This is a genomic window from Pseudarthrobacter sp. CCNWLW207 (genome assembly GCF_037203945.1).
Classification (GTDB): Bacteria; Actinomycetota; Actinomycetes; order Actinomycetales; family Micrococcaceae; genus Arthrobacter.
Genome location: NZ_JBBCBS010000004.1, coordinates 316288 through 342537, shown reverse-complemented (window position 1 = coordinate 342537; position 26250 = coordinate 316288). Strand labels below are relative to the sequence as shown.

Sequence of the window (26250 nt, the reverse complement as noted above, 5' to 3'; positions counted from 1 at the left end):
TGGTTCTGACAGGTGGTGTCCTGACGGTGGTGCTCTCAGCTGGGCCAGTTACGGGATTCCCGGGCTGAATGCGGATTTCCTAGCGATTTGGCGGGGTCCAGCTCAGGGGCTATCCCCACGCACAGCCAGGCCGTGATCTGACGTGCCATGGCTTCCTGGCCGGGCTTTGCCGGGGAATCGGGGGTGCTCAGCCACTGCTCCCCGGCGTTGCGGACCAGGCCGATAGCAGCCGTTGGCCAGTAGCCGATCACTGCTTCCTTGCCCTCGCCAAGATGTGCGCGCATAGGCGTGGCGATCATCTCCCCGATGGAGTCGAAAAAATGACCGAGGGCGCCGGAAATAGCTGCTGAACCGTGCAGACTGTCCGGCTCGCCACCGGATTGCCGTGTCACGAACGTGTACACATTGGGGCTGGTCTCGGCCATCTGAAGGTAGGCAGAGACCATGGCCAGCAGCCCCTCACGGGGAGTCTGGGCGTTTTGGGCGGCTTCGCCGATACGGCGTTGCATCTGGCTGAGGACAACCTCGCCCACTGCCTTCTGGAGCCCTGCCTTGTCCCCGAAGTAACGGTAGAAAACAGACTTCGACGTGCCGGCGGCGTGGGCGATCTCCTCCATGGAAGCATCACTGCCGAGGGCATGCACTGCCCGGCGCGCCGACTTGATCAGCTCCCGGCGTCGTTCTTCGCGGTGGCTCTGCCAGCGGGACGAGCGGCCGTCTTCGCTGACAATGACCGGGGATGGTGCTGCCTTCGCCTGAGGGTTGTTCACGATACCCAGCGTATCAGGTACGCTGGGTATCGGTAACAGACCACAACAGAGGAGACACCTATGTCCGTCGAAGGACAGTCCGTCGCAGGACCCCAGGAATCCAGCAGCCCGGTTGTCCCCGCAACGGTTCCAACGCCCCGCAGGGCTGTGGTGGTAGGCGGAAACCGGATCCCCTTTGCACGGTCAGGGGGCGCCTACACCAAGTCCTCGAACCAGGACATGCTGACCGCCGCCCTGGATGGCCTCATTGCCAGGTTCGGACTTCAGGAGGAGCGGATCGGCGAGGTCGCCGCCGGCGCCGTCCTCAAACATTCCCGGGATTTCAACCTGACGCGCGAGGCCGTCCTGGGCTCAGCGCTGTCCGCTGAGACACCCGCGTACGATGTCCAGCAGGCATGCGCCACAGGGCTGGAAACCGTTCTCGGCCTTGCCAACAAGATCAAGCTCGGCCAAATCGACTCCGCGATTGCCGGCGGCGTGGATTCTGCATCGGATGCGCCCATAGCCGTGAGCGAGGGGCTGCGGCAGGTACTGCTGGACCTCAACCGGGCCAAAACCCTCCCGCAGCGGTTGCAGGTGCTCAGCCGGTTGAGGCCGAAGGACCTCACCCCCGATGCGCCCAACACGGGCGAGCCCCGTACCGGCCTCTCCATGGGCGAACACCAAGCGCTGACCACCGCCCAGTGGAACATCACGCGGGAGGCGCAGGACCAGCTTGCGTTCGCCAGCCACCACAATCTCGCGGCTGCTTATGACGCCGGCTTTTTTGACGACCTCCTGACCCCCTACCGCGGCCTGGCGCGGGACTCCAATTTGCGGGCTGACACCACGCTGGAGAAGCTGGCCACGCTGAAACCGGTTTTCGGCAGGAACCTTGGGGCGGAAGCCACCATGACCGCGGGTAATTCGACCCCTCTGACTGACGGAGCCTCCACAGTCCTCCTCGCAGCTGAGGCGTGGGCTGATGCCCATGACCTTCCCAAACTGGCAGCGGTCGTGGACGGTGAGGCGGCCGCCGTCGACTTTGTCCATGGCAAGGACGGCCTGCTGATGGCTCCCGCGTTTGCTGTTCCGCGACTCCTGGCCCGCAACGGCCTCACCCTGGCGGACTTCGACTTCTTTGAAATCCATGAAGCCTTCGCCGGCACAGTCCTCAGCACCCTGGCAGCATGGGAGGACGAAGAGTTTGGGCGCACCAGGCTGGGCCTTGAAGGCGCGTTCGGAACTGTCGACCGCGCCAAACTGAACGTCAACGGCTCGTCCCTCGCCGCAGGGCATCCCTTTGCCGCCACTGGAGGCCGCATCGTTGCCTCGCTGGCGAAGATGCTGCATGCCAAGGGCAGCGTTGACGGACGGCCGGCGCGTGGACTCATTTCCATCTGCGCCGCAGGTGGCCAGGGCGTTGTCGCAATTCTCGAAGCACTGTAGGGGGACCGGATGACAGACAAATACACGCAGTTCGTGAGCCACGGACTCGGCAGGAACGTCGCAAAGAAGCTGGGCCTCCCACAGCCGGCGATCCTGCGGCGGTACGAGCCGGGGCAGCCACTGATCACCGGCCCGGTCCTGGTGCAAGGCAACTCTGCGGGAGCTGACGCGCTGGCGGCCAGCCTGCTCTCGTGGGACCTGGATGTCCGCAGACATGCCGTACCGCGCGAAAAACTTGGCGCCATAGTGCTGGTCCTCGATGAGCTGGACCGGCCCGACGATCTTGAACACCCAGTCCTGGCAGCGGCAGCTTCGCTCCGCGATCTCGCTCCCAGTGGCCGCGTCATCACCCTCTCCCGGCCTGCAGCCAACAGCGCGACCCCCTCACAGGCCGCGGCCAGGCAGGGCGTGGACGGCTACTTGCGGTCGCTGGCAATGGAACTCCGTGCCGGCGCGACCGGCAACGGCATCCTGCTCGGTGATGGCGTCACCACTACCAGCCCCAGCGCCTTAGCAGCCTTGCGGTTCCTCCTCTCTGGACGCTCGGCATACGTGGACGGTCAGTTCCTGACCGTCACCTCGACGGAAGGCAGCCTGCCGGCAGATTTCGAGAAACCGTTGGCGGGCAAGGTTGCCGTTGTTACCGGTGCCGCCCGCGGAATCGGCGCATCGATTGCCCGGACCCTTCACCGCGACGGGGCAACCGTGGTCCTCGTGGATATTCCGGCGGCAGGAGACCATCTCGCCGCGGTGGCCAACGAAGTCCACGGCACGGCCCTCCAGCTGGACATCAGCCGTGAGGACGCGGGCCAGCGGATCATCGAACATGCCGTGCAGCGGCACGGACGCCTGGACATCCTCATCCACAACGCCGGAATCACCAGGGACAAACTCCTGGCCAACATGGATCACGGGCGCTGGTCCGCCGTCATCAACGTCAATATTGCCGCCCAACTCCGAATCAACGAGGCCCTCCTCGCTTCTGAACACTTTCGCAATTCACCCCGCATCGTGTCGCTGGCCTCCACCAGCGGCATCGCCGGTAACCGCGGCCAAACAAACTACGCTGCTTCCAAAGGCGGAGTGATGGGCATGGTGCGAGCCTCCGCTCCGCTCCTTTCCGAGCGCGGGGGAACGATCAACGCCGTGGCACCCGGGTTCATCGAAACCGACATGACCGCCAAAGTACCTCTGGCTCTGAGGGAGGCGGGCCGCCGGCTCAACTCACTCCGGCAGGGCGGCCAGCCCACCGACGTTGCCGAAGCCATCGCCTTCCTGGCCAGCGATGCCGCCGGAGGAATCAACGGCGGCGTCCTGCGGGTCTGCGGACAGTACATGGTGGGGGCATGACCACAGTCCAGCCGGTCATCCTGGGTGAGATGCCGTCCCTCTCCAAGCTGTATGTCAATGCGGCCGCGCAGGCCGCACGCCGCCGAATACTGGGATCCCACGATGCGGCTGAACTTCCAGAGGCCAGCCACGAAGTCAGGGGAGTCACTGCCGACGTCGGCAACCTCACTGCATATCAGCACCTCATCGGCGAGACTGCCAGTGATGTCCTGCCGGCCGGCTTCATCCATGCCCTCGCCTTCCCGCTTGCCATCAGCGTGATGAACAGGGATGACTTCCCATTGCCACTGCTGGGCATGGTCCATCTCAGCAACCATGTCGAACAACGGTCCCCAGTCCTGTTCTCGGAACGGCTGGACATCACAGCTCACGTGGAGGACCTGAGGGGCCACCGTTCCGGGACGCAAGTGGACGTGGTGGTGGAGGTGCGCAGTGCCGGGACGGCCGACCTCCGGTGGCGGGGAGTCTCTACGTATCTCGCCAAAGGCGTATTCCTGCCGGGGATCGACAAACCTTCGCCTGCTGAAAGCAGGGCTGACTTCAAAGCCCCCGATCCAACGGCTTTGTGGCACCTGGGCGTTGATACCGGCAGGGCTTACGCAGCAGTCTCAGGCGACTTCAACCCCATACACCTCAGCGTGTTGTCAGCCAAAGCCCTCGGGATGCGCCGCTCCATAGCCCATGGCATGTACTTGGCGTCGAGGGCGCTGGCGGACGTTGGCGCGGTCAAGGGGGATTCATTTAGCTGGGACGTTGACTTCGAAGCGCCGGTGTTCCTGCCGGCACGCGTTGCCCTGGACATCAGCAGCGAGCAGCTTCCGGCAGGGCCGTGGCAAAAGTCCTCTTTTGTTGCCTGGAACCCGAGGTCCGGCCGCAAGTATTTCGCCGGAACCGTGGCTGCATTCTAGGGTGCTGGCCTCACTGCGCGCAGGATCCGGTGCAGGCTCAGGAGGATCGATTCGGAAGCGGTCACGGTCCTTTCGTCGGGGTCAGGCTCTGCCGGGTCCGGGCTGGCTGTGGCGGCCATGCAGGCTGCCACAGCCGCTTCCGCAGAGCTGAACAGCCGGTGCTGTGATGCGGAGTCTTCACTATGGAATGAGCGCAACAGCTCTCCGGTGGCGGTCATGGCTTCTGCCAGCGGCAGGCTGTCCCTGAAGGGGACCGTATAGGGTACGTCTTCCTGCCAGATGACGTCGGAGAGAACCTCCGTCATGTCCTGGATGTGGAACGTCACCCTTTCCAGCTCGCGCAGGTTGCGGTAGTCCAGGTCCACGTCCCGGGGGTGGAGCCGCCGGCGCGGGTTCGCGCGACGGCTGGCGTCTGCTTCCTGGACCAGGTGCCTGACGGACCGGGCGGCCGTTGCCAGCTCGTCCGAACGGCGGGACCAGTCCTCATGCTCCGGGGGCCACTTCTCCTTGAGCGCTGCCCCCATGTCGGTCAGCTGTGTGCCAAGTGCCAGTCGGAGCTCGTCCAGGCTGGCGGCCGCAGCATTGAAGTGCAAGGGCGGAAACACCAGGAGGTTCACGGCGATGCCGACGGCAACGCCCACACCCATCTGGATGAGGTAGCCGAAGGAAAAATCGTCCGGGTTGCTTCCGCCCACCAACAGGACCAGCAGGGCCGCCGTGGGAATCCAGTCCCTTCCCGATCCCAGCCGCGGCAGGCCCGCGAGCAACACGCCGATACCCATGAAAATCGCAACGCTTACCGGAGAAGGATCCGTGACATTGACCAGGAGGAACGCAAGGCCAATTCCCATGGCCAGGCCCACCAGAGTCTGGAGGCCCTGGCGTACTGAACCGGCAACGTTGTGGTACATCGAGACCAAGGCGCCCAGAGGGGCATAGTACGGATACTCCGCCGCCGCTCCCGGCATGTACGGGGCAACAAAAAAGGCCAGGCCGGCAGCCAGCGCAGCCTTTGCGGCCAGCTGAAGGCGCTGCACTTCGAACGCTACACCTACGCCTTTGACCGCCCGGCGCAAGAGCCTGGTCCCGTTAGGCAGCCTGGCCGCCCGCGGCGGTTGAGTATCACCCATCCGCCCCACCTTAGGGGCAGGGTCCCGCTAGGACAAGGCAGCGGCCGCACGCCTGACCTCAGCGGCCAGGCGGTGCGCCTTACCGGGAGTACGGCCGTCCTCTGCGCGCTGCGGAATGTAGCCAAAACCAAGTCCGTAGGATGGGTCCGCGAAGCCCAGGGCCGCGTTGGCGCCTTCATGGCCAAAGGCGCGGTGGCTGCCAAAATTCCGTGACGGATGGGGCTTCATGAACACCACGGCAAAGGCGTTGTCGAGCCCCGAGGAACGGTCCAGGCCCCACGCCTGTTCCTGGGACATCGCCGCAACTGTGCCGGGCGAGAGCAATGGCGGGCCGCTTTCGACGCCGGTGGTAGCCGCTGCGTACAGGCGTGCAAGCCCTTCGGCCGAACCGACCCCGCCGGCCGCGCTCATGCCGGCCTCCCGTACCGTCCGCTGGTTGGGCAGCTCCATGATGGTGCTCACGGCAGCGTTGCCATTGATTCCTTCAAGGCTCAGTGGGTCCAGCCACGGCTGCTGCGGGTCGGCGTCGTAGAGGACATCCCGGTAGCGGCTGTCCAGCTCAACCGGCAGCCCCAGGAAGAAGTCGACGCCGAACGGCTCGCGGATGCGGCTGTTGTACAGCGACTGGAGCGTGCTGCCGGCCACTCGCCGGCACAGTTCCTCCATCATGATCCCGATGGTGATCGCGTGGTATCCGAAGCAGCTGCCTGGGCGCCACGCCGGCACAGTTGCCGCTAGCCGCGCGGCGGCTTCCGGCGTAGTGAACTCACCGAGGGCGAAGCCGCCCTCGACGCCCAACACCCCGGCCTGGTGGGACAAAGCCTGACGGACAAGGAGGCGGTCCTTTCCGTGCTGCCCGAATTCCGGCCAGTAGTGTGCCATGGTGCGGTCCAGATCCAGCAGGCCGTCCTGGACCAGCAAGGCAATCACCATCGCGGCCACGCCCTTCGAACAGGAGTAGGCGCCCGTGATGGAATCTGACGAGATGAGAGGGCCGCCGCTGAGGTCAACTACCTTGGTACCGTGCTGGTAGGCAGCCAGCTGCGCGCTGTAGCGCTCATCCTGGGCAAGGAGAGATTCGAACAGGTCAAAAACGCCCTCGAAACCGGGTGCGGCAAAGCCATGGGAAATCTGCATGGCCTTAGCTTAGCGGCTTAGAAAGCGCTTTCCGGTGCTGACCCGGCCCCATGCCCTGGCGTCACCTTTTCATCTGGCCGCACCGGACCCGGGGGAGTACCGTTTCCGAAGGGGCGTCCGCCCAGGGATTCCCGGCCGTGGGCATCCAACCAGCCCGACAACTCCGGCCCCTGCGGCACGATGCCCGTGGGATTGATGTCCCTGTGCACGAGGTAATAGTGCTGCTTGATCTGGACGAAGTCGATCGTGTCGCCAAATCCGGGCGTCTGGAAAAGATCACGGGCATAGCCCCACAACGCTGGCATTTCCGCAAGCTTCTGGCGGTTGCACTTGAAGTGGCCGTGGTACACGGCATCGAACCGGGCCAGGGTGGTGAAGAGCCGGACGTCCGCCTCGGTAATGGTGTCTCCGACCAGGTATCGCTGGCCGGAGAGCCGCTCCTCCAGCCAGTCCAAAGCCATCCAAAGCCGGGCGAAGGCGGCGTCGTAGGCTTCCTGCGACCCGGCAAAGCCGCAGCGGTAGACCCCGTTGTTGACCTCTGTAAAGACGCGTTTGTTGACTGCGTCAATTTCTGCCCGCAGCTCTACCGGGTACAGTTGCGGCGCGCCCGCACGGTGGAACTGCGTCCATTCGGTGGAGAAGTCGAGGGTGATCTGGGGGAAATTGTTCGTCACAACTTCACCACTGGCGACATCCACGATCACAGGGACAGTGATGCCCCTCGGATAGTTGGGAAACCGCCGGAAATACGCGGTTTGGATACGCTCGATGCCCAAGACCGGATCAACGCCGCCTGGGTCCAGGTCGAAAGTCCAGGAACGGGCGTCATGGGTGGGTCCAGGCTGCCCAAGAGAAATGGCATCTTCGAGGCCCAGAAGCCTTCGTACGATGACAGTCCGGTTGGCCCACGGGCAGGCTCTTGCAGCGATCAGGCGGTACCGTCCCGACTCCACGGGCCAGCCGCGTTCCCCGTTGGGTCCGGGAGTGCCTTCACGGGTGATCCGGTCCTCGATGTAATTGGTATCGCGGGTGAACTCCGCACCGCCGGTAACATAGGCGCCCAACGTGCTGTGATCGTCGCCACCCTTGGGGCCGGACGTCGGCGCTGCTCCCGTTTCCTGTTTCATCCGACTACCCTATGCTCCTGCAACGAGAATCGCCGAGATAGGCTGCCAGGCCACCACCCACGAAGCCCCCACGACGGCGGCGAACAACGCAATCCAGATAAACGAGGGCACGGACGTGGAGCGATAAAGCAGATAGGCGTCGGAGCTGGCCAAGCGGTCCCTGCGGCGAAAATGCACGTGCATGAGCTTGATCACATCGCGGACTGCAGCCACTAACAGAGCCAGCCCGAGCGCGATCGCCACATGGCCGGTAAAGGCGTGCGGAACGAAAAAAACCAGCGCGGCGCCCGCCGCGGCTGCGCACACAGTGATGAGGAACCCCGCCAGGTTGCGAACGAAAAGAAGCGACAGGAGCAGGGTCAGTGAGCCTGCGGTCAGCGCGGCCGGCCCCCAGCCGTTGAAGCCGGACCAGACCAGCGCCGCCCCGGTCAGTGCCGGAACCGGGTATCCCCAGAAGCCGGACCACACGGCAGCCAACCGGCCCCTGCTGTAGCTGGTGGTTGTCCCCGAGTGATCCAGGCTGAGCCTGATCCCGCCCAGTCTTTGTCCGCTCATAAGAGCGGCAAAAGCATGGCCCAGCTCATGGGTAGCGGTGGCCAACAGGCCAAAGTATCGCCAAGTGGCCCGGGGAATCGACAATGCAGTGGCCAGAAGAAGGACCACCGCCAATTCACTGAGGGAAACATCAGGCAGGGCGGTCCGGCCGAAAGCTTCAACGAGGCGCTGCCACAGTTGGCCGGGCAGGGTGTTCATCGCCTGCCCGCGGGGAGGTAGTCAGAGTGCGCCATAGCCCTCTACGGTACTAGAGGGCAGGTGGACCTGCCGGCGCCCCGGCCTGGGGCGCGCTATGAATCGAGGAATACCGTGTCCACTTTGAAGGAACGACTGCACGCTGATGTGGTGATTCACATGAAGGAGCGCAACAAGATAGCGCTCACGACCGTGCGCAACGTACTGGGCGAGATCGAAACCCGCGAAAAGTCAGGGAAGACGCCTGTGGTGCTGGACGACGCCCAGGTGACGTCCCTGCTGCAGAAGGAAGCGGCCAAACGCCGCGACACCGCGCGGATCTATACGGAGGCAGGAGAACCTGACCGTGCTGCCGCTGAAATCGCCGAGGCGGAGGTCATCGAGGCTTACTTGCCAAAGCAGCTGACCGAAGCTGAAGTGGAAGCCATCGTTGATGGCGTCATTGCCGAGATCAGCGCCCAGGGCCAGGTGCCCGGCATGCGCCAGATGGGCGAGGTGATGAAGCCGGTCACCGCGAAGGTCGCTGGCCGCTTCGACGGAAAAGCCGTCAGCCAGATGGTCCGCAGCCGGCTCGGTTAAAACGAAAGGCACGTCCACGGTTGCCGTGGGCGCGCCTCATCGTCTCCGGGTGCGCCTGCGGTAGCGGGCGCCGGGGGTGTCCTTCGTACTGCTATCAGCCTTCGCAGTCCGTGCAGTAGCTGTGTCCGTCTTTCTGCCGCGCGATCTGCGAGCGGTGCCGGACAAGGAAGCAGGAGTAGCAGGTGAACTCGTCATCGGCCTGGGGGATCACCTGGACGATCAGTTCCTCGGCAACGAATTCGCCGCCCGGAACGCCTGCGCCATCCAGTCCATCTGCCTCATCGAGTTCCAGCACAACGCTGCGGGCGTCCGGTGCGTTCGCGGACTGGAGCGCCTCGAGCGAGTTGTCCTGCGACTCCTTGACGTCGGAGCGGAGTTCATCGTAATCGGTTGCCACTTAGGTGTTTCTCTTTTCTTTGGTTCAGTCTGTCGCGTATGCAACGTACAGCATGGCGCTGGTATTCCCCAACGGGCTAACGCTCCACTACACGTGTGGCGGGCGATGTTCGATCCGAATGTGACCAACGGCATTGCTGCGGGCTACTAAAGCATGGAACCTGCAATCAGCACAAGACCGACGGCGGCCGCAGCCGGATCGAAGTTTGCCGCCATAGAAAAAAGCCCCTGGAATCCTTGGATTCCAGGGGCTTTCCCTTCTGTGCGCGGAGGGGGACTTGAACCCCCACCCCCTTTCGAGGACTAGCACCTCAAGCTAGCGCGTCTGCCATTCCGCCACCCGCGCAGGTGGTAATTCGGACAATGTTTCCGCCTTTCAGCGTTTCGCATTTCTCCGAAGCAGCGAGAAAGACTCTACATGAACTTTCCTGGAACATGAAATCGGGCCCGATGGGTAGGCTGAAGGCACGGAAATCCGCCCAGGTTCCCAGCAGCCGCCACCTTCATGAGGAGTGCCCAATGACCCAAATCCGTCCCGAAGATGAAGTCGTCCGGATCTGCCAGGAACTCATCCGGATTGACACCTCCAATTACGGCGACGGGTCCGGACCCGGGGAACGCGCCGCAGCCGAGTACACAGCCGGCCTGATCGAGGAAGTCGGGTTGTCCGCCGAAATCTTCGAGTCGGCCCCTGGCAGGGCAAGCGTCGTCTCCAGGATGGCTGGGGAGGACCCGGGCGCAAGTGCCCTCGTGGTCCACGGCCACCTTGACGTGGTCCCCGCTATCAGGGAGCAGTGGTCGGTAGATCCGTTCGGCGCGGAGCTCAAGGACGGCCTCATCTGGGGGCGCGGCGCAGTGGACATGAAGGACATGGACGCCATGATCCTCTCCGTACTGCGCGGGTTCGCCAGGACAGGACGGAAACCGAAGCGGGACATCATCTTCGCCTTCTTCGCTGACGAGGAGGCTGGAGGCGAATACGGGGCCCGGTACGCGGTGGACAAGCGCCCGGAACTTTTCGAAGGTGCGACGGAGGCCATCTCCGAGGTAGGCGGGTTCTCGGCAACCATTGGGGGGCAGCGCACCTACCTCCTTCAGACAGCGGAAAAGGGGATCTCCTGGCTCCGCCTCGTTGCCCAAGGACGCGCCGGCCACGGTTCCCAGATCAATACTGACAACGCGATCACACGGCTGGCAGCCGCTGTGACCCGGATCGGGGAATACAAATGGCCCATTGAGCTGACCCCTACCACGCGTCAGTTCCTGGACGGCGTGACAGAACTTACGGGAGTGGAATTCGATCCGGACAACCCGGACGTCCTCCTGAACCAACTCGGCACGGTGGCCCGGTTCGTGGGGGCAACACTGCAAAACACCACCAACCCGACCTTGCTGAACGGCGGCTACAAACACAACGTGATTCCGGAATCGGCCGAGGCCCTTGTTGACTGCCGCACACTGCCGGGCCAGCAGGACCACGTGCTCGAAATAGTCCGTGAGCTCGCCGGAACCGGGGTGGACGTCAGCTACGTGCACAACGATGTCTCCCTGGAGGTTCCCTTCGCGGGCAACCTGGTGGATTCCATGATTGACGCGCTGCATGCCGAAGACCCGGGAGCCAAAGTCCTGCCTTACACCCTCTCTGGAGGCACGGACAACAAGTCCCTGAGCCGCCTGGGCATCACGGGCTACGGCTTCGCGCCGCTGCAGCTTCCGGACGACCTCGACTTCACCGGCATGTTCCACGGCGTCGACGAGCGCGTCCCGGCGGATTCGCTGAAGTTCGGTGCACGCGTGCTCAACACACTCCTTACGAACTACTGAGCCAGGCCCAGCATGACACCCGAGGACGTATTGCCGGACGCCCTGCTGGAGCGGTTCAGGGGGCGCGCCGCAGCCTACGACCGCGATAATGCCTTTTTCCACGAAGACCTTGAGGAACTCGCCGCCGCCGGCTACCTTAGGCTCTTTGTCCCCGTGTCCGACGGCGGCCTGGGGCTTGGGCTGGAATCGGCGGCACAGTGCCAACGGCGGCTGGCAACGGCGGCACCAGCCACCGCCCTGGCCGTGAACATGCATTTGGTCTGGACCGGCGTCGCACAGGTGCTCGCGGCCAGGGGCGATCAGTCCCTGGACTATGTCCTGCGGGAAGCGGCCGGAGGCGAGATCTTCGCGTTCGGGAACTCGGAGGCGGGCAACGACTCCGTGCTGTTTGATTCGCGCACGGTGGCGGCGCCGTTGCCGGATGGCGGTTACAGCTTCACGGGAACAAAGATCTTCACAAGCCTCTCACCGGCCTGGACACAGCTGGGGATCTTCGGCAAAGATACCGAGGCCCGGAACGGCGAAGGGGAGTTGGTCCACGGTTTCCTCCGCCGGGACGCCCCCGGCTACCGGATCCTGGACGACTGGGACACGCTGGGGATGCGTGCCAGCCAGTCCAACACCACAGTGCTGGACGGCGCCGAAATCCCACCGGACCGGATCTTCCGCAAACTGCCCGTCGGTCCCAACGCCGATCCGCTGATTTTCGCCATCTTCGCGTGTTTCGAAACGTTGCTGGCCGCCGTCTACACAGGAATCGGAGAACGGGCCCTGGATTTGGGGGTTGCAGCGGTTAAGCGGCGGACTTCGCTGAAGAACGGCGGCCGAAGCTATGCCCAGGATCCTGACATCCGCTGGAAAGTGGCAGAGGCGGCCATGGCCATGGACTGCCTCTATCCGCAGTTGGCTTTGGTGGCCCGGGACGTGGATGCCCTCGTTGACCATGGACCCCAGTGGTTCCCCAAGCTCGTGGGGCTGAAAGTCAACGCAACCGAAACTGCACGGCGTGTGGTGGACCTGGCCATCAGAGTGAGCGGCGGCTCAAGCTATTTCCGGGGCTCGGAACTGGAGCGGCTTTACCGCGACGTGCTGGCCGGCATATTCCACCCGTCGGATGATGAATCGGCTCACAACACGGTTGCGAACGCCTGGCTCGGCCCGCTCGAAGCCTGAACGGCATCGGCAACGAACCCCTAGACAGTGCGCTGGACCTGCATCACCCGGCGGCGGAGCCAAAAGCGCCTGCCTCCGCCCACGTACAGCTTGCTGCGCTCCAACTCCCACTTGCCGTATTCGGAATGTTCCACAAGACGGCGCCGGGCGTCAGGCAGGGAATCGTCAGGACTGACCGTCAGTACGAGGTACTCGTACTGCCTCAGATAGTCCCGTTCCCGCTGGACCGAGCTGGTGAGAAAATGTTCCTTCATTGCTCTCCATTTTCGTCCTTTTCCGGCTAACGTGAAGTCATGAGCATCGATCCGCGTGTCGCGCTTCAGTCCTTAACTTCCTCCTTGGAAGAACACCTTATAGCAGCGTCCAACCGCCGCGGTGATGGGGACCCCGCCGTAGAGGCGGCTTTTTTTGCCGTCGCGGATGCGTTCGAAGTTTATGAGGACGCCCTTTACGAGGCCTACAGCGAAGTGACGCCGCTGCAGGTTTTTGACGACGAAGAGGACGAAGACGAAGAACGGGATGTCGACGACGAAGAAGACCTGGAGATCCTCGAAGACTAAGACCCGGTCAACCGGCCGCCAGTCAGCGTTGGGCCGGTTCGGACACGTCCTCCAGGGCCCGCGAAATTTCTGGCGGTAGCGGGGAAAGCTGCGCGTCAAGGATTTCCTTGAGCTGGACAGGCGTCCGGGGGCCCACGATTGCCGAGGCCACTCCGTGCTGGGAGAGCAGCCAGCTGAGTGACACGTCGAGCGGCGTGCGTCCCAGCCCCTTCGCAGCCATTGAAACGGCCTCCACCACACGGGAGGCCTCTTGGCCGAGATACGGTTCCACATAGGAGGCAAGGCCAGGGTTGGCGGCCCGCGAATCGCCCGGGATGCTGCCTCTGTATTTGCCCGTCAGCACCCCACGCCCCAGCGGCCCCCACGCCAGCAGTCCCAGCCCGGCATCCTCCACCGCAGGAATCAATTCCTCTTCAGGCCTCCGCCGGAGCAGCGAATATTCCGCCTGCGCGGCAACCAGCGGGAATCCGGCGACGGCGGCGGCCTTGGCGCTCTGCCAGCCGTTGAAGTTTGAGATGCCGGCGTAACGGGCACGGCCGCTCCGTAAGGCGAACTCCAACGCAGACAATGTCTCATCGAGGGGGACGTTGGGATCCCAGGCCTGGGCAAACCAAATATCGACGTAATCGGTGCCCAGTCGTGCGAGGCTGGCATCGAGCCCCGAAAGCATCGCGTTACGCGACGTGTCCACGGTCCGCCGGCCGTCCGGCGTCGAGATTCCGGCTTTGGTGGAGATCGAGACCTCGGTGCGGGAGACGACGTCGCCCAGCAGCGAGCCGATAAGTGCCTCCGACCTGCCATCGGAATAAGAGGCCGCCGTATCGATGTGCCGGCCGCCCGCGTCCACAAACGTCCGCAGCAATTCGGTGGCGTCCTGCTCATCGGTTTCGCCTGCCCATGACATGGTCCCGAGAGATAGGGCGGAGACTCGCAATCCACTGTTGCCAACGTAACGCTGCTGCATAGCTGCAAGCTTACGGGGAATCAGCCGGGTCCATGACGTAGGGTCTTAGCGTGAACTGGTTTGAGGCGGCCCTGCTGGGCCTAGTGCAGGGACTGACCGAATTTCTACCGATTTCATCAAGCGCGCACCTACGGATCGTCGGGCAATTCCTGCCCAACGCTGCCGATCCCGGTGCCGCATTCACCGCTATCACACAGCTCGGCACCGAAACAGCCGTCCTCGTTTTTTTCTGGCACGACATCGTCCGCATCGTCAAGGCGTGGCTGGGCTCGCTGACCGGAAAGGTCTCGCGACAGGACCCTGACGCGCGGATGGGCTGGCTCGTGATTCTCGGCAGCCTACCCATCATCGTCCTGGGGCTCCTGTTCCAGGACCAGATCGAATCTGTCCTGCGCAGCCTCTGGATTGTTGCAACGACCTTGATCGTGTTCGGCCTGGTACTCGCCGTGGCGGATGCCGTGGGCAAACAGGAACGGGAGCTGACCCGATTAACCTATAAGCACGGCATCCTTTTCGGTTTCGCCCAGGCAATGGCCTTGATTCCGGGCGTTTCCCGCTCCGGTGGCACTATCACTGCGGGCCTGCTCATGGGGTACACCCGTGAAGCCGCCGCCCGCTATTCGTTCCTCCTGGCTATTCCCGCAGTCTTCGGCAGCGGACTGTTCCAGCTCTACAAGACGGTATCGAAGGAAGGCATCACCGGCCCCTACGGCCTGCCGGAGACTGCCATGGCCACCGTCATCGCCTTCGTGGTGGGCTACGTCATTATTGGCTGGTTCCTGAAGTTCGTCTCGACGCGCAGCTACCGGCTCTTTGTCTGGTACCGGATCTTCCTGGGCCTTGCCCTGTATCTGCTGCTCGGTTTCAATGTGATCAGCGCCTGACAGTAGGCTTGGCCTGTGAAATCCTGGATATCCCGCCCCGTTCCTGACCTGCCCGGCCATATGCCTGCCATCAGGCTTTTTGACACTGTCCAAGGCCGGGAAGTTGAACTCCGGGGCGACGGCGACCAGTCGTTGTATGTCTGCGGGATCACGCCTTACGACGCCACACATATGGGTCACGCGGCCAGTTACGTTGCGTTTGACCTGTTGAACAGGGCCTGGCGTGATGCCGGCCAGCGCGTGGCCTACGTACAAAACGTCACCGACGTCGATGACCCGCTGCTGGAGCGGGCCACTGCCACGGGCGTCGACTGGCAGGACCTTGCCGCCAGCCAGATCGAACTTTTCCAGACGGACATGGTGGCCCTGAATGTCCTCGCGCCGGACCACTACGTCGGCGCTGTGGAATCCGTCCCGCTGATCGTTCCCGCCATTGAGCGGCTCCTGAGCAAAGGCCTCGCTTACCGCGTGCCCGGCGGAGCGGGCGAGCCGGACGGCGATATCTATTACGACGTCGAGGCGGCCGGAAAGCAGTCCGCCGCCGCCGATGCCTGGACCCTCGGTGATATCTCCGGCCTTGTGGAAACGGAGATGCTGGAACTGTTCGCCGAACGCGGCGGCGACCCCGGACGTGCCGGCAAGCGGCAGGCGCTGGACCCTCTCCTGTGGCGAGTCGCCAGAAAAGGTGAGCCCAGCTGGCCCGGGGGAGAGCTCGGAGACGGACGCCCTGGCTGGCACATCGAGTGCACTGTCATTGCCCAGGAGTACCTCCCAGCCCCGTTTACAGTGCAGGGTGGAGGCTCCGACCTCATTTTCCCGCACCACGAGATGGGGGCGGGCCACGCCTACTCCTTAGCGGGCGTGCCGCTGGCCCACCACTATGCACATGCCGGCATGGTGGGGCTGGACGGCGAGAAAATGAGCAAGTCCAAAGGCAACCTGGTCCTGGTGTCGCGGCTCCGGGCCACGGGGGAGGAGCCGGCGGCCATCAGGCTGGCGATCCTGGCCCACCACTACCGGTCTGACTGGTCCTGGACCGACGCCGGCTTCGCCGAGGCGAAAGGACGGCTCTCTGCGTGGCGCAGCGCACTCGAGGCTGCTCCGGAAGGTTCTGCGCTCGGGCTGATCGCGGAAATGCGGGCCGCCCTCGCAACGGATCTGGACGCGCCGGCGGCGGTTGGGGCGGTCGACCGTTGGGCCGCCGGAGCCGCCTCCGCCGCGGCAGCGGGCAGCCAGCGGGACCGTGCCCTGGTCAGTGATGCCGTCGAGGCGCTGCTCGGCGTCGTCCTTTAGACCGCCGTCCTGAAGAATCTGGCTGACCCCGGGGGAGGGAAGGCAGTCGAGGTTGTACCTGTCAGCTGGCGGGGTCGTAGGCGAACTGCCGGACCTCTTGCGGACAGCGGCAGGCGACGGCGATCTTGGCGGCCCACTCGAGTGCCGCCTCCCGCGACGGCAACTCAAGAACTGTGTAGCCGCCATTGGGCACCAGGTGGCCTGGGTACGTTTCCTCGGTGACGGTGCCGTCACCGGCGACGAGCACCGGGGCTACGCCCTCATCAATCCCGCCGCCGAAAACGTAGATGCCCGCCGCCTTGGCCTCGTCGATGACGGCGTGCGAGGCTTCGACCACCGCCTCGAACTCCTCCTCCGGGACCACCATCGCTTCACTGGGGAACGAGATCAGGTACTTCGTCATTCGAGGACTCCTCTGCTGTGGCAGTCTTATTGCTTGTCCTTGCCCCGGCGCTTCAGGTACCGCTCAAACTCCCGGGCGATGGACTCCCCGCTGGCCTCAGGCAGATCGGCGGTGTCCTTCGCTTCCTCAAGCTGGCGCACATAGGCCGCGATCTCCGGATCTTCGGTGGCGAGCTCGTCCACGCCGCGTTCCCAGGCATCAGCTTCCTCGGCCAGTTCATGGGTGTCCAGCGGCACCTGGAGCAATTCTTCAATGCGGTGCAGGAGGGCCAGTTGCGCTTTGGGCGACGGCGCCTGGGCCACGTAGTGCGGCACGGCAGCCCATAGGGAGACGGTGGGGATCCCGGCCAGCAGCGCCACTTCGGCCAAAACTCCCACTATGCCCACGGGTCCCTCGTACTGGGAGGCCTCCAGGTTCAGCCGTTCCCGCAGCGGTGCATCGTCCGAGGACGTGCTGACCGGGATGGGGCGGCTGTGGGGCACATCAGCCAACAGGGCCCCGACCAGCACAACGTAGTCCACATTCAGGGCTTCCGCGTGGACCAGCAGCTCGGCCGTATAGGCACGCCACTTATAGGACGGCTCGGTGCCCTGGACAAAGATGACGTCCACGTTGGAATCCGGCGCGCTGGCCTTGTAGATCCTGGTGGATGGCCACTTGATCTTCCGTTCGCCGGCGGCATTGCGCCGTACGGTCGGCCGGGTGAACTGGAAGTCGTAATATTCGTCGGCGTCGATGGACGCAACTTTCTTGCCGCCCCAGAGCTTGTTCAGGTACCGCAGGGAATCGCTGGCCGCTTCCCCCGCGTCGTTCCAGCCCTCAAAGGCGGCCAGCATTACGGTGATGCGTTCACCCTCAGCCACTGGCTGCAGGAACCGCTCCGGCCCGGCCTCGGCACCCGGTTCGGTGGTGTCTCCGTCGAAGCTATTCATCCCATCACCCTACGTCCAAGAACCCGCGTCACGCATAGAATGAAGCGCCGAAAAATGATCGGCGCCGCGCCACGCCTGCCTGCGGGATGCCATGTATTCGCCGAGGGCGTAGCCCACAGCCCGCGTCCAGCCGGGCACCGTAGACTGAACACATGCGACCCCCAGCCACAATTTCCCCCCTCAAAGCAGTCCTCTGGGACATGGATGGCACCATTGTGGACACGGAGCCCTACTGGATCGCGGCCGAACATGCGCTGGTGGAAGCCCATGGCGGCACCTGGTCGCACGAACAGGCCATTCAGCTCGTCGGCCAGTCGCTGACCTACTCGGCTGGCATCCTCCAGAACGCCGGCGTGGAGCTGGAAGCCCGGGAAATCATCGACACGCTCACGGCAGAAGTCATCCGTGGCGTGCAGCGCCGGGTGCCGTGGCGGCCCGGCGCCCGGGAACTCCTGGACGAGCTCCACCAGGAGGGTATCCGGTGCGCCCTCGTCACCATGTCCGAGGGTCCACTGGCCCGGGAAATCGTTGCGAACCTCCCCAGGCCCTACTTTGAATTTGTGGTGACGGGGGACACCGTTACCCAGGGCAAGCCGCACCCGGAGGCGTACCTGACCGCGGTTGAACTGCTTCAGGGCTCTGATCCGGCCCTGACCATCGATCACTGCATCGCCCTGGAAGATTCCGCGCCCGGCGTGGCAGCTGCAGTGGCTTCCGGCGTATCCACGGTGGCCATTCCGCACATCGTGCCTATCCCAGACAGCCCCCGGCACACCACCTGGGAGTCCCTGGCGGGCCGGACGGTTGCCGAACTGGTCGCCATTGCCGCGGACCGCAACGGAACAGGCGGCGCCGGGCGCCTGCTTGAAGCGGCGCAGGGGAGCCCCGCAGATGGGTGAGAAAACCACGCCGGCACGCCGCGAAGGAATCCCCCTCGGCAGGATCGCGGGCATCCCTGTCATCCTGGCCTACTCATGGTTCGTCATCGCCGCCTTCACCGTGATTGTTTACGGACCGGTCCTCCGGGAGAACAATCCGGCTCTCGGCGTAGCTGCCTACACGGTGGCCTTTGCCTATGCCATCCTGCTCCTGATTTCCGTCCTGGTGCACGAACTCGCCCACGCACTGACCGCGAAAATCTATGGCTGGCCGACGCAAAAGATCGTCCTGAACCTTTGGGGCGGGCACACCCAGTTTGAGAACTTCACAGCCACTCCGGGCCGGTCCGTGCTGGTGGCGCTTGCAGGACCTGCAGCGAACTTCGCGCTGGCCGGTGGCGCGTGGCTGGTCCTGTCCGGCACCAGCCTTCCCAGCGTCGCGGAACTCCTGACCAACATCTTTATGTGGGCCAACCTGCTGATCGGTATTTTCAACGTCCTTCCCGGGTTGCCCCTCGACGGCGGCAGGATCGTCGAATCCGCCGTCTGGAAAGCCACGGGCAGCCAAGCCAAAGGCACGGTCGCGGCAGGCTGGGCAGGCCGCGTCATCGTCGTCGCCCTGGGTTTCTGGTTCCTGGCCCGCCCCGTCCTGGCCGGAGAAACGCCCGAACTCAGCCTGCTCATGATCACCGTCCTGGTGGGTGGATTCCTCTGGATGGGGGCATCGGCGTCTATCCAGCAGGGAACCATGCGGGGGCGGCTGCACCTCGTCAACGCTGCCGCACTGGCAAGGCCAGCCGTCGGAATTCCCAACGCCTCCACGGTGGCGGACGTCCTTCGGCTGTCACCGACCGGTGTCCCTGCCGTTGTGGTGTGCGGACCGGATGGACGCCCGCAGGCCGTAGTGGACGCCCCGGCAGTGGCCGCAGTTCCGCCGCACGCCACAAGTTCCACGCCAGTAACGGCGGTGTCCTATGCCCTTGGTGCAGGCGCCTACGTGCCTGAGTGGTCAAAAGGCCAGGAGCTCATCCAGTACCTCGGCCAGCTGGAAGGCCAGGAGTATGCGGTGGTGGACCACCGCGGCACAGTGACCGGCCTGCTGGCCCAGGATGTTGTGGTGGCAGCCATCACCGGTAAGAGCGTGCGCCCCAATAGGTATCCACAGCGCCAGAACCGGTAGAGTTACCTGCCGGTCGCGTTTAGCTGCCACACGGTTTCCGTTGTGGGGCCAGGCCGGACAGGACAGCCCCCACCAAGTGCGCAGCCCCACAGTTTTACAGGAGCGAGGAAAATTCATGAGCAGCGAATCTGCCGCCACCGAAGCCGCAGCAAAACCCCAGACAGGTGTTGCCGCCAACGGAGCCCAGCCGGTGGGAGCTGCGCGGCGCCGGGGACCCTTCCGTGAGGGCGAACGCGTCCAGCTGACCGACGAGCGCGGCCGCATGAACACCATCACTCTTGAGGTGGGTGGCGCCTTCCACACCCACCGGGGATTCCTTAACCACGACGAGATCATCGGCAAGGTTGACGGCTCCGTTGTGGTGAACAACGTTGGCCAGCAGTACCAGACGCTGCGCCCCCTCCTCTCCGACTTTGTCCTGTCCATGCCCCGCGGCGCCGCCGTTGTCTACCCCAAGGACGCCGGCCAGATCGTCACCATGGCGGATATCTTCCCCGGCGCCAGGGTCGTTGAAGCGGGCGTCGGCTCCGGAGCACTGTCCATCTCCCTCCTGCGGGCAGTGGGCGACAACGGTTACCTGCACTCCTTTGAACGGCGGGAAGAATTCGCCGACATTGCCCGCGGCAATGTTGAAACAATCTTCGGCGGACCCCACCCGGCGTGGAAAGTTTCACTCGGTGACTTCCAGGAGGAAGTTGTCCGCAGCGAAGCCCCCGGATCCGTTGACCGGGTGGTTCTGGACATGCTGGCCCCTTGGGAGTGCCTCGACGCCGTAGCAACAGTGCTTGCTCCAGGCGGCGTCTGGATCAACTACGTGGCCACAGTGACCCAGCTTTCCCGCACGGCTGAAGCTATCCGCGCCGACGGCCGTTTCACCGAGCCCGACGCCTGGGAGTCCATGGTCCGCGGCTGGCACCTTGAAGGCCTCGCGGTCCGCCCCGACCACCGGATGGTTGCGCACACAGGTTTCCTGCTGGTCACCCGGCGCTTGGCCGACGGCGTGACCGGGATCTCTGTCAAGCGGCGCCCGTCGAAAACCGACTTTGACGAAGCCGATGTGAATGCCTGGACACCGGGAGCAGTGGGGGAGCGGCTGGTCTCAGACAAGAAGCTCCGCCGAGCCGCCCGCGACGCAATTGCCGGGACCAACGTCAAGGACGATCCGGAGATCACGAACTAGTCCAGATTTCGGGAGTCTTCAGCTGTACCTGCCAACTTGGGGCTAAGGTCTTAAGAGAAGCGCAGGAAGGGGCTGATGCATCATGGAGACTCCGAACCAGGACTCCGGACGTACACCGGCAGAGCAGTCTGCCGTTAATGATTTGTCTGTTGCTGACAGGCAGGTCAACATCCTCCGGGACAAGCTCAGGCACATTGACCGCCAACTCGCGGCCGCAACACAGAACAACGCCAAGCTGGTCACCATGCTGGAAGCCGCGAAAGCGGAGATCCTGCGGCTCAAGAACGCCCTCGACCAGGAGGGGCAGCCGCCATACAGCTTCGGCACCATTCTCCAACTCAATCCGAAGCGCCAGCCGTCCCCCGGCAACAGCGGCCAAGCCACCACCGAGGAATCAGCGGACATCTTCAATGCCGGCCGGAAGATGCGGGTAGGCATCAGCCCCTTGGTCAACATCAGCCAGCTGGCCGTTGGCCAGGAAGTCCTCCTCAACGAGGCCCTTCTGATTGTTGCCGGCCTTGGCTACGAACGCGCCGGCGAGCTGGCAACCCTGAAGGAGATGCTGGGCACGGACCGGGCCCTCGTCGTCGGACGCGCCGACGAAGAACGGGTCATCAGGCTCTCAGGCGCCCTGCTGGGCCAAAAGCTCCGGGTTGGGGACGCCCTGTCCATTGATTCGAGGACAGGCTATGCACTGGAGAAAGTCCCGCGGTCCGAGGTTGAGAACCTGGTCCTGGAGGAAGTTCCCGACATCACCTACGAGGACATCGGCGGGCTGGGTCCCCAGATCGAACAGATCCGCGACGCCGTCGAATTGCCGTTCCTTCACCCCGACCTGTACCGCGAGCATGGACTGAAGGCCCCCAAAGGCATTCTGCTGTACGGCCCCCCGGGCTGCGGTAAGACCCTGATCGCGAAGGCGGTGGCAAACTCGCTGGCAGCCCGGGCAGCCGAGCGGTCCGGGAACGTCGACCTGAAGAGCTACTTCCTCAACATCAAGGGCCCCGAACTGCTGGACAAGTACGTCGGTGAAACCGAACGCCACATCCGGCTGATCTTCTCCCGTGCGCGTGAAAAGGCCTCGGACGGCAGCCCCGTAGTGGTGTTCTTCGACGAAATGGACTCCCTGTTCCGCACACGCGGTACGGGCATCTCCTCCGACGTCGAAACCACCATCGTGCCCCAGCTGTTGAGCGAGATCGACGGCGTGGAGCGCCTGGACAACGTCATCGTCATCGGCGCGTCCAACCGCGAAGACATGATCGACCCCGCGATCCTTCGTCCGGGGCGGCTGGACGTCAAGGTCAAAATCCAGCGGCCGGACGCCGAAGCAGCCGCGGACATCTTCAACAAATACATCACCACGGACCTGCCCTTCCACGAGTCTGACCTTGCCGAATACGACGGCGATGTCCAGGCCACCGTGGACGCCATGGTCCAGCGCACGGTGGAAGCCATGTACTCCACGGAGAAGTCCAACGAATACCTGGAAGTCACGTACGCCAACGGGGACACCGAGATGCTCTACTTCAAGGACTTCAACTCCGGTGCGGTGGTCCAAAACGTTGTAGACCGGGCCAAGAAGTATGCCATCAAGGACCTGTTGACCCTCCACCAGAAGGGCCTGCGGATCGAGCACCTCCTCCGAGCCGTCGTGGACGAGTTCCGCGAGCATGAGGACATGCCGAACACCACCAACCCGGATGACTGGGCCCGCATCTCGGGCAAGAAGGGCGAGCGGATCACCTATATCCGGACCATCGTCCAGGGCAAGGCCGGACAGGAACCCGGGAAGTCCATCGAAACGATGCCCAGCACAGGACAGTACCTGTGACGGCTGCTGCGGAACCCGCCAGCGGAGGAGCACTCCCCGTCGGCGGGGCCATGCGGGTTATGGGCGCGGAGACGGAATACGGGATCCACGCTCCGGCTGCTCCCTCGGCTAACGCCACCATGATGTCGGCCCGGGTGGTGCAGGCGTATGCGCAGGTAACGAGGCAGCGTGCCGCCGGCGGCGCCGAAACGCGGTGGGACTACACGGATGAGGAGCCGCTGCACGACGCCCGCGGCTGGACCCTTGACCGGGCCTCGGCGCACCCGAGCCAGCTCACGGACCAGCCGCCGGTCCTTGATGCGGAGGCCGTCGCCCTTGCCTACGGCCGCGAAGAACTGGAACTGGACGGACAGGACGAGTCCGGGACACTGCTGATGAACATGGTGCTCGGTAACGGCGCCCGCCTGTACGTGGACCACGCCCACCCGGAGTATTCAAGCCCCGAGGTCACCAACCCCCGCGACGCCGTGACGTGGGACGCCGCCGGAGACCTGGTGGCATTGGCCGCGGTACGCCGGCTCGCAATGGACCCCGAACTGCCGGCGGTAAACCTGTACAAGAACAATACGGACAACAAGTCCGTGTCCTATGGCTCGCACGAGAACTACCTCATGCCACGCTCCGTTCCGTTCGGGGACATCGTGCGCGGGTTGACGCCCTTCTTCGTTACGCGGCAAATCTTTTGCGGCGCGGGCAGGGTGGGCCTGGGCCAGGACAGTTCTGTTCCGGGGTACCAGATCAGCCAGCGGGCCGATTTTTTTGAGGCGGAGGTTGGCCTTGAAACCACCATCCGGCGGCCCATCATCAACACCCGCGATGAACCGCATGCCACGGCGGACAAGTACCGCCGGCTGCACGTCATCATCGGCGACGCCAACTTGAGCCAGGCGTCCAACTACCTCAAGTTCGGCACTACTGCCATGGTCCTCAGTCTCATCGAGGCGGGCCTGGCACCGAAGCTGGAGGTGCATGAACCGGTCGCCGCACTGCAGGCCATCAGCCATGACACGTCCCTGACCACCAAGCTGCGGTTGCTGGACGGGCGCCGCGTCACTGCGCTGGACCTGCAGTGGATCTACCACGAAGCAGCGGCAAAGCTCGCCCAGGACACCGGGGTTTCCGACGCCCTCGACGGCGACGGCCACACGCACGAGGTACTGGAGCGCTGGGCCAACACCCTGACGCAGCTCGACAGCGACAGGCCGGCAGCGGCTTCCTCGGTCGAATGGCTCTCCAAGCTCTCCCTCCTTGACGGTTACAGGGATCGGGACGGACTTGCCTGGGACGATGCCAGGCTGGGCCTCGTGGACCTCCAGTGGGCGGACATCCGGCCAGAGAAGGGCCTTTACTACCGCCTTCTGGCGAGGGACCGGATGCAGCGGATTGTGAACGACGCCGACATCGCCGCAGCGGTCACGGAACCGCCGTCGGACACCCGGGCCTACTTCCGCGGCCGCTGCGTCAGCAGCTTCGGAAAGGACGTCGTGGGGGCCAGTTGGGACTCGGTAATCTTCGATGTGCCGGGCTACGGACGTCTCCAGCGGGTGCCCACCCGCGAGCCGCTGAGGGGGACCAAAGCACTGACAAGTGGCCTGTTTGCCCGGCACCGGGAAGCTGGTCCTTTCCTGGCAGAACTGCTCGGACATAACACCAATCCGCCGGGGGCGTAAACCACCCCGGCAGCCCCGGAGCGTGGCAATATGGGCGTATCGGATGTTCCACCCGGACCCGAGCTTTAAGGAAGAGGGAGATAACAATGGCAGGCCAGGAGCAACAGCAGCCGCAGTCGCACGACAGCCAGGTCGAAGAGGACGTGCCGGAGGCCCCTCCCGCGCCGCCCGAAGCGCAGGCATCCGCAGCGACCCAGGGCGTGGATGACCTCCTTGACGAAATCGACGGCGTCCTGGAATCCAACGCCGAAGAATTCGTCCGGGCGTTCGTCCAAAAGGGCGGTCAGTAACCGGTCCGATAAGGCGGCAGGAGCCGCGGACGGCCGCAGATCTGGCAAGACGTTGACTTACTACGTTGAAGGAGTGCATCAGTGCAGGAACCGACCGCCCACCAGGTAGCCGCCAACGCGACATCCTCGTTCACCGAGCATCTGCAGCGGGATCGGCCGGAACTGCTTCCGTACAACCGGGACTTACCCGCCGGGGCAGCCGCCACGCCGCTGCAGGTGCCGCACGCCACCACTATCGTGGCTTTGAGCTACGAAGGCGGAGTCCTGATGGCCGGAGACCGCCGGGCGACCATGGGCAACGTCATTGCCAGCCGCCACATCGAGAAGGTGTTTCCGGCCGACCACTACTCGGTGCTGGGCATTGCGGGCACGGCCGGCATCGCGATCGACCTCACCCGATTATTCCAGGTTGAACTTGAGCATTACGAAAAAATTGAGGGCACGCTGCTCAGCCTCGAAGGTAAGGCCAACCGACTGGGGGCCATGATCCGGGGGAACCTGCCCATGGCGCTGCAGGGGCTGGCGGTGGTGCCCCTCTTCGCCGGATTTGATACTGCCGCGGGGTTGGGCCGGCTGTTTTCCTATGACGTGACCGGCGGCCGGTACGAAGAACGCGAACATCACACGGTCGGTTCCGGCTCCGTGTTTGCCCGCGGCGCCCTAAAGAAACTCTGGCGGCCCAACCTGACCGAAGCCGAAGCCGTCGCTGTCGCCGTCGAGTCCCTCTACGACGCAGCCGACGACGACTCCGCCACAGGCGGCCCCGACCCCGTCCGCCAGCTGTGGCCCGTGGTATACACAGTCAGCCGGAGCGGAGCCCGGCGAGTACCCGAGTCCGAGCTCGCTGCGGTTGCAGGCAGCATCATTGAAGCGCGGACCATCGCCCGGCGGGAGGCCTAGAAATGACCCAGCAGTTTTATGTTTCCCCCGAGCAGCTGATGAAGGACCGTGCGGACTTCGCACGGAAAGGCATTGCCCGCGGCAGGTCCGTCGTGGTGGTCAGCTGCCAGGACGGCATCGCGCTGGTGGCCGAGAACCCCTCGCCGTCCCTGCATAAGATCGGCGAAATCTACGACAAAATCGCTTTTGCCGCCGTCGGAAAGTACAACGAGTTCGAGAGCCTCCGGCAAGCCGGGGTGAGGTATGCCGACGTCCGGGGCTACTCCTACGACCGCGAGGACGTCACCGCCCGCGGACTGGCCAGTGTCTACGCCCAAAGTCTTGGCGCAGTGTTCACTGCGGAGCAGAAGCCTTTCGAGGTGGAGCTGGCGGTCGCCGAAGTCGCCCAGACCCAGGAAGAGGACCACCTCTACCGCCTGACGTTTGACGGGTCCATCGCAGACGAACAGGGGTTCATCGTGATGGGCGGCCAGGCGGACCGGGTCTCAGCCGCCATCGCGGACGGCTGGCGCGCTTCGCTGCGTTTCCCGGGAGCGATCCGCTTGGCGATGGGAGGACTCGTCACCGACGCCGAAGCCGGCGCGCTGCCGGCCACGGCGGTGGAAGTCGCTGTCCTGGACCGGCTCTCGGAGAGCTCGCGCGGGTCCCGGCGTGCATTCCGACGATTGAACGACGCCGACATCACGGCGCTGCTGGCTGAGGAGGACTGA

The 26250-nt window shown here is 64.2% G+C and carries 27 protein-coding genes and 1 tRNA gene; 17 read left to right on the top strand and 11 right to left on the bottom strand.

The features are described from left to right. Positions 1-35 precede the first annotated feature (35 nt). A complete protein-coding gene (locus V9L17_RS09460) occupies positions 36-770 on the bottom strand; it encodes a TetR/AcrR family transcriptional regulator (protein ID WP_337351228.1) in 735 nt (244 codons plus the stop codon). A gap of 60 nt (positions 771-830) precedes the next feature. On the opposite strand from V9L17_RS09460, the gene V9L17_RS09455 reads away from it, so the two are divergent. Genes V9L17_RS09455 through V9L17_RS09445 form a run of 3 tightly spaced genes read left to right on the top strand, consistent with a single transcriptional unit; the run spans position 831 to position 4456 of the window. After that, complete coding sequence (locus V9L17_RS09455) at positions 831-2198, top strand: acetyl-CoA C-acetyltransferase (protein ID WP_337351227.1); 1368 nt, start codon at positions 831-833, stop codon at positions 2196-2198. Positions 2199-2207: 9 nt separating this feature from the next. Then, positions 2208-3548: a 3-oxoacyl-ACP reductase gene (locus V9L17_RS09450; protein ID WP_337351226.1), complete on the top strand. Its 1341-nt coding sequence runs from the start codon at positions 2208-2210 to the stop codon at positions 3546-3548. Then, positions 3545-4456: a MaoC family dehydratase gene (locus V9L17_RS09445; protein WP_337351225.1), complete on the top strand. Its 912-nt coding sequence runs from the start codon at positions 3545-3547 to the stop codon at positions 4454-4456. The genes V9L17_RS09450 and V9L17_RS09445 overlap by 4 nt, the downstream gene beginning before the upstream one ends. Here V9L17_RS09445 and V9L17_RS09440 read toward each other — a convergent pair. The 4 genes from V9L17_RS09440 to V9L17_RS09425 are packed head-to-tail and all read right to left on the bottom strand — an operon-like array spanning position 4453 to position 8603. Beyond that, the gene (locus V9L17_RS09440) at positions 4453-5586 is read right to left on the bottom strand and encodes an FUSC family protein (protein WP_337351224.1); all 1134 of its coding nucleotides are present in this window, start codon (positions 5584-5586) and stop codon (positions 4453-4455) included. The genes V9L17_RS09445 and V9L17_RS09440 overlap by 4 nt on opposite strands. Positions 5587-5613: 27 nt before the next feature. Next, complete coding sequence (locus V9L17_RS09435) at positions 5614-6723, bottom strand: serine hydrolase domain-containing protein (RefSeq protein WP_337351223.1); 1110 nt, start codon at positions 6721-6723, stop codon at positions 5614-5616. A 17-nt stretch (positions 6724-6740) separates the two neighbouring features. Further along, entirely contained in the window at positions 6741-7850 is a 1110-nt protein-coding gene (locus tag V9L17_RS09430; RefSeq protein WP_337351222.1) for a glutathione S-transferase family protein, read from the bottom strand. 9 nt (positions 7851-7859) lie between these two features. Then, a complete protein-coding gene (locus V9L17_RS09425) occupies positions 7860-8603 on the bottom strand; it encodes a M50 family metallopeptidase (protein ID WP_337351221.1) in 744 nt (247 codons plus the stop codon). Between the two features lie 111 nt (positions 8604-8714). On the opposite strand from V9L17_RS09425, the gene V9L17_RS09420 reads away from it, so the two are divergent. Further along, entirely contained in the window at positions 8715-9179 is a 465-nt protein-coding gene (locus tag V9L17_RS09420) for a GatB/YqeY domain-containing protein (RefSeq protein WP_337351220.1), read from the top strand. A gap of 94 nt (positions 9180-9273) precedes the next feature. Here V9L17_RS09420 and V9L17_RS09415 read toward each other — a convergent pair whose 3' ends face one another. Beyond that, positions 9274-9576: a DUF4193 domain-containing protein gene (locus V9L17_RS09415; protein ID WP_131132986.1), complete on the bottom strand. Its 303-nt coding sequence runs from the start codon at positions 9574-9576 to the stop codon at positions 9274-9276. Between the two features lie 262 nt (positions 9577-9838). After that, a tRNA-Leu gene (locus V9L17_RS09410) sits at positions 9839-9921 on the bottom strand. Positions 9922-10094: 173 nt separating this feature from the next. Here V9L17_RS09410 and V9L17_RS09405 point away from each other — a divergent pair. Then, positions 10095-11399 carry a M20/M25/M40 family metallo-hydrolase gene (locus V9L17_RS09405; protein WP_337351219.1) on the top strand — a complete coding sequence of 435 codons (1305 nt, stop codon included), beginning with the start codon at positions 10095-10097 and terminating at the stop codon, positions 11397-11399. A gap of 12 nt (positions 11400-11411) precedes the next feature. Beyond that, positions 11412-12572 carry an acyl-CoA dehydrogenase family protein gene (locus V9L17_RS09400; protein ID WP_337351218.1) on the top strand — a complete coding sequence of 387 codons (1161 nt, stop codon included), beginning with the start codon at positions 11412-11414 and terminating at the stop codon, positions 12570-12572. Positions 12573-12592: 20 nt separating this feature from the next. Here V9L17_RS09400 and V9L17_RS09395 read toward each other — a convergent pair whose 3' ends face one another. Further along, positions 12593-12826, bottom strand: coding sequence for a DUF5703 family protein (locus V9L17_RS09395; RefSeq protein WP_337348280.1), 234 nt, complete (start codon positions 12824-12826; stop codon positions 12593-12595). Positions 12827-12865: 39 nt separating this feature from the next. Here V9L17_RS09395 and V9L17_RS09390 point away from each other — a divergent pair, with 39 nt between their 5' ends. Further along, positions 12866-13132, top strand: coding sequence for a hypothetical protein (locus tag V9L17_RS09390; RefSeq protein WP_337348279.1), 267 nt, complete (start codon positions 12866-12868; stop codon positions 13130-13132). Between the two features lie 22 nt (positions 13133-13154). On the opposite strand, the gene V9L17_RS09385 is transcribed toward V9L17_RS09390, so the two are convergent. After that, positions 13155-14096 carry an aldo/keto reductase gene (locus V9L17_RS09385; RefSeq protein ID WP_337351217.1) on the bottom strand — a complete coding sequence of 314 codons (942 nt, stop codon included), beginning with the start codon at positions 14094-14096 and terminating at the stop codon, positions 13155-13157. A gap of 50 nt (positions 14097-14146) precedes the next feature. Here V9L17_RS09385 and V9L17_RS09380 point away from each other — a divergent pair, with 50 nt between their 5' ends. Together V9L17_RS09380 and mshC are read left to right on the top strand one after the other, a co-directional pair. Next, positions 14147-14980: an undecaprenyl-diphosphate phosphatase gene (locus tag V9L17_RS09380; protein ID WP_337348277.1), complete on the top strand. Its 834-nt coding sequence runs from the start codon at positions 14147-14149 to the stop codon at positions 14978-14980. A gap of 15 nt (positions 14981-14995) precedes the next feature. After that, on the top strand, positions 14996-16273 hold the full coding sequence (mshC, locus tag V9L17_RS09375; RefSeq protein ID WP_337351216.1) for a cysteine--1-D-myo-inosityl 2-amino-2-deoxy-alpha-D-glucopyranoside ligase: 1278 nt from the start codon (positions 14996-14998) through the stop codon (positions 16271-16273). A gap of 61 nt (positions 16274-16334) precedes the next feature. Here the strand turns inward: mshC and V9L17_RS09370 are convergent, their stop codons facing one another. Next, positions 16335-16676, bottom strand: a complete 342-nt coding sequence (locus V9L17_RS09370; RefSeq protein WP_337351215.1) for a YciI family protein — start codon at positions 16674-16676, stop codon at positions 16335-16337. Positions 16677-16702: 26 nt separating this feature from the next. After that, entirely contained in the window at positions 16703-17608 is a 906-nt protein-coding gene (locus V9L17_RS09365) for a PAC2 family protein (protein ID WP_337348275.1), read from the bottom strand. Positions 17609-17760: 152 nt separating this feature from the next. On the opposite strand from V9L17_RS09365, the gene V9L17_RS09360 reads away from it, so the two are divergent. From V9L17_RS09360 to prcA, 8 genes are all read left to right on the top strand, one after another. Then, the gene (locus tag V9L17_RS09360) at positions 17761-18507 is read left to right on the top strand and encodes an HAD family hydrolase (RefSeq protein ID WP_337351214.1); all 747 of its coding nucleotides are present in this window, start codon (positions 17761-17763) and stop codon (positions 18505-18507) included. Continuing rightward, the gene (locus V9L17_RS09355; RefSeq protein WP_337351213.1) at positions 18500-19666 is read left to right on the top strand and encodes a site-2 protease family protein; all 1167 of its coding nucleotides are present in this window, start codon (positions 18500-18502) and stop codon (positions 19664-19666) included. The genes V9L17_RS09360 and V9L17_RS09355 overlap by 8 nt, the downstream gene beginning before the upstream one ends. 115 nt (positions 19667-19781) lie before the next feature. Next, positions 19782-20846 (top strand): tRNA (adenine-N1)-methyltransferase, encoded by a 1065-nt coding sequence (locus V9L17_RS09350; protein ID WP_337348272.1) that lies wholly within the window; start codon positions 19782-19784, stop codon positions 20844-20846. Positions 20847-20928: 82 nt separating this feature from the next. Then, entirely contained in the window at positions 20929-22680 is a 1752-nt protein-coding gene (arc, locus tag V9L17_RS09345) for a proteasome ATPase (protein WP_337351212.1), read from the top strand. 50 nt (positions 22681-22730) lie between these two features. Further along, the gene (gene dop / locus V9L17_RS09340; RefSeq protein WP_337351263.1) at positions 22731-24350 is read left to right on the top strand and encodes a depupylase/deamidase Dop; all 1620 of its coding nucleotides are present in this window, start codon (positions 22731-22733) and stop codon (positions 24348-24350) included. A gap of 86 nt (positions 24351-24436) precedes the next feature. Beyond that, a complete protein-coding gene (locus tag V9L17_RS09335; RefSeq protein ID WP_337348270.1) occupies positions 24437-24640 on the top strand; it encodes a ubiquitin-like protein Pup in 204 nt (67 codons plus the stop codon). Positions 24641-24721: 81 nt separating this feature from the next. After that, positions 24722-25540 (top strand): proteasome subunit beta, encoded by an 819-nt coding sequence (gene prcB, locus V9L17_RS09330; RefSeq protein WP_337348269.1) that lies wholly within the window; start codon positions 24722-24724, stop codon positions 25538-25540. A gap of 2 nt (positions 25541-25542) precedes the next feature. Next, complete coding sequence (gene prcA / locus V9L17_RS09325; protein WP_337351211.1) at positions 25543-26250, top strand: proteasome subunit alpha; 708 nt, start codon at positions 25543-25545, stop codon at positions 26248-26250.

Excerpts from the sequence above, each read along its gene's own strand:
- V9L17_RS09445 (WP_337351225.1), top strand. The coding sequence starts at position 3,545 with ATGACCACAGTCCAGCCGGTCATCCTGGGTGAGATGCCGTCCCTCTCC.
- prcA (WP_337351211.1), top strand. The coding sequence starts at position 25,543 with ATGACCCAGCAGTTTTATGTTTCCCCCGAGCAGCTGATGAAGGACCGT.
- dop (WP_337351263.1), top strand. The coding sequence starts at position 22,731 with ATGCGGGTTATGGGCGCGGAGACGGAATACGGGATCCACGCTCCGGCT.
- V9L17_RS09435 (WP_337351223.1), bottom strand. The coding sequence starts at position 6,723 with ATGCAGATTTCCCATGGCTTTGCCGCACCCGGTTTCGAGGGCGTTTTT.
- V9L17_RS09440 (WP_337351224.1), bottom strand. The coding sequence starts at position 5,586 with ATGGGTGATACTCAACCGCCGCGGGCGGCCAGGCTGCCTAACGGGACC.
- V9L17_RS09455 (WP_337351227.1), top strand. The coding sequence starts at position 831 with ATGTCCGTCGAAGGACAGTCCGTCGCAGGACCCCAGGAATCCAGCAGC.
- V9L17_RS09385 (WP_337351217.1), bottom strand. The coding sequence starts at position 14,096 with ATGCAGCAGCGTTACGTTGGCAACAGTGGATTGCGAGTCTCCGCCCTA.
- V9L17_RS09395 (WP_337348280.1), bottom strand. The coding sequence starts at position 12,826 with ATGAAGGAACATTTTCTCACCAGCTCGGTCCAGCGGGAACGGGACTAT.
- V9L17_RS09390 (WP_337348279.1), top strand. The coding sequence starts at position 12,866 with ATGAGCATCGATCCGCGTGTCGCGCTTCAGTCCTTAACTTCCTCCTTG.
- arc (WP_337351212.1), top strand. The coding sequence starts at position 20,929 with ATGGAGACTCCGAACCAGGACTCCGGACGTACACCGGCAGAGCAGTCT.
- V9L17_RS09365 (WP_337348275.1), bottom strand. The coding sequence starts at position 17,608 with ATGAATAGCTTCGACGGAGACACCACCGAACCGGGTGCCGAGGCCGGG.
- V9L17_RS09430 (WP_337351222.1), bottom strand. The coding sequence starts at position 7,850 with ATGAAACAGGAAACGGGAGCAGCGCCGACGTCCGGCCCCAAGGGTGGC.
- V9L17_RS09450 (WP_337351226.1), top strand. The coding sequence starts at position 2,208 with ATGACAGACAAATACACGCAGTTCGTGAGCCACGGACTCGGCAGGAAC.
- V9L17_RS09370 (WP_337351215.1), bottom strand. The coding sequence starts at position 16,676 with ATGACGAAGTACCTGATCTCGTTCCCCAGTGAAGCGATGGTGGTCCCG.
- V9L17_RS09400 (WP_337351218.1), top strand. The coding sequence starts at position 11,412 with ATGACACCCGAGGACGTATTGCCGGACGCCCTGCTGGAGCGGTTCAGG.
- V9L17_RS09405 (WP_337351219.1), top strand. The coding sequence starts at position 10,095 with ATGACCCAAATCCGTCCCGAAGATGAAGTCGTCCGGATCTGCCAGGAA.
- V9L17_RS09350 (WP_337348272.1), top strand. The coding sequence starts at position 19,782 with ATGAGCAGCGAATCTGCCGCCACCGAAGCCGCAGCAAAACCCCAGACA.
- V9L17_RS09335 (WP_337348270.1), top strand. The coding sequence starts at position 24,437 with ATGGCAGGCCAGGAGCAACAGCAGCCGCAGTCGCACGACAGCCAGGTC.
- V9L17_RS09355 (WP_337351213.1), top strand. The coding sequence starts at position 18,500 with ATGGGTGAGAAAACCACGCCGGCACGCCGCGAAGGAATCCCCCTCGGC.
- V9L17_RS09360 (WP_337351214.1), top strand. The coding sequence starts at position 17,761 with ATGCGACCCCCAGCCACAATTTCCCCCCTCAAAGCAGTCCTCTGGGAC.
- V9L17_RS09425 (WP_337351221.1), bottom strand. The coding sequence starts at position 8,603 with ATGAACACCCTGCCCGGCCAACTGTGGCAGCGCCTCGTTGAAGCTTTC.